Origin of the sequence: Xanthomonas pisi DSM 18956, from assembly GCF_001010415.1 — a bacterium.
Classification (GTDB): Bacteria; Pseudomonadota; Gammaproteobacteria; order Xanthomonadales; family Xanthomonadaceae; genus Xanthomonas; species Xanthomonas pisi.
In genome coordinates this window covers 1-1,074 of the sequence record NZ_JPLE01000092.1, presented here as the reverse complement: position 1 = coordinate 1,074, position 1,074 = coordinate 1, and the positions used below count along the sequence as shown (strand labels likewise).

At 62.0% G+C, this 1,074-nt stretch carries 1 protein-coding gene; it reads right to left on the bottom strand.

Translation table 11 applies throughout. From position 1 onward, the window contains the following. A protein-coding gene (locus Y887_RS16605) for an IS3-like element IS1403 family transposase (protein ID WP_157004340.1) occupies window positions 1-1,034 on the bottom strand; the annotation gives its coding sequence in 2 pieces (ribosomal slippage) (window positions 1-776 and window positions 776-1,034; 1,035 coding nt annotated over the 2 pieces). This gene is flagged as partial in the annotation. Window positions 1,035-1,074 lie beyond the last annotated feature (40 nt).

The following is a 1,074-nucleotide window of genomic DNA, read 5'->3' as shown; positions in this document are numbered from 1 at the left end:
AATTGCTTTCTTGGGTCGGTCCTCGTTGTATTCGCGTCGCCAGCGTTCGATCTCGGTGCGCGCGTGCAGCAACGTCGGGAACCAGTGCTCGTTGAGGCATTCATCGCGTAGCCGGCCGTTGAAGGATTCGACGTAGGCGTTCTGGTTCGGTTTGCCTGGTTGGATCAGCCGCAACTGCACGCCACGGGCATGCGCCCAGGCGACCATTGCCTTACCGCAAAACTCCTTGCCGTTATCGGTGCGGATCACCTGTGGCAGGCGGCGACTGTGTGCCAACCGATCCAGGACGCGCGCAACCCCGTGCCCAGAGATCGCGCGCTCCACCTCGATGGCGACCGCTTCGTGCGTTGCGTCGTCCACGATCACCAGACACTTGATCACTCGGCCTTCGGCGGAGCGGTCGAACACGAAGTCCATCGACCACACCTGGTTGGCCTGCGCTGGCCGCAGCAGCGGCTGACGCTCGCCAACCGGTACCTTCTTGCGCTTGCGGCGCCGGACTTGTAACTGCTGCTCGCGATACAACCGCTCCACGCGCTTGTAGTTCACCAGGCGTCCTTCCTGTCGCAGTTTGAGATAGATCATCCCCACGCCGTAGCGGAGATGGCGATGCGCCAACGCAAGAATGCGCTCGCGCAGTTCGCCGTTGCGGTCTTGGCGTGGGCAATAGCGCAGCGCGCTGGCGCTCATGCCGATCACTGCCAGCGCACGACGCTCGCTGGCACCACGCCCGATCCACTCGCGCACCAGCATACGACGCGCCGGTGCGCTCACCACTTTTTTCGCAACGCATCCTTGATCAGGTCGTTCTCGAACAACTGCTCGGCCAGCAACTTCTTCAGCCGCGCGTTCTCGGCCTCAAGGTCCTTGAGCCGCTTGGCATCGGGCACGCTCATGCCGCCGAACTTGCTACGCCACAGATAGTACGAGGCCTCGCTGAAGCCATGGCGCCGGCACAGATCCTTGATCGCCACGCCGCCTTCGGCTTCGCGCAGGAAGCCGATGATCTGTTCTTCGGTAAAACGCTTCTTCACGTCCAATCTCCTTGGGGTCTGTCTTTTATTCCCATCTGAC